The organism is Mesorhizobium sp. M8A.F.Ca.ET.207.01.1.1, assembly GCF_004794715.1.
Classification (GTDB): Bacteria; Pseudomonadota; Alphaproteobacteria; order Rhizobiales; family Rhizobiaceae; genus Mesorhizobium.
Genome location: NZ_SRUS01000258.1, coordinates 1 through 354 on the forward strand (window position 1 = coordinate 1; position 354 = coordinate 354).

The 354-nt window shown below is 69.2% G+C and carries 1 protein-coding gene; it reads right to left on the minus strand.

The features are described from left to right. A partial coding sequence (locus tag EN850_RS34425) for a copper homeostasis protein CutC (protein WP_281407308.1) occupies positions 1-238 on the minus strand: 238 nt, incomplete at its 3' end. Positions 239-354 lie beyond the last annotated feature (116 nt).

The following is a 354-nucleotide window of genomic DNA, read 5'->3' on the forward strand; positions in this document are numbered from 1 at the left end:
GCAGCATCAGTTCGGTTTCCAGCGCGTCGTAGTGGAAGTCGCCCGGGCGTGGCCGCACCAGCACGAACAGCGGGATCGACAGGCGTTCGCGTGCGATCGCGATGCTGGCGAAGGACGGCGTGGTGCCGCCCTCGGCCAGGTTGTCGAACAGCTCGATGCGGTCGGCGCCGCCGGCCTGCGCGGCCAGCGCCGAGGCCAGCGAATTGCTGGCGACCTCCAGGGTCAGCCGCGTGCTCACGCCTGGCTGCTCGTGTAGATCGACGGCGAGTCGCGCAGGTCATCCTGGCGCTGCGCATCGCACACCGCGTAGACAAATCCGCGATGCAGCGCGTAGGCACCGACCTCGCCCTGCTT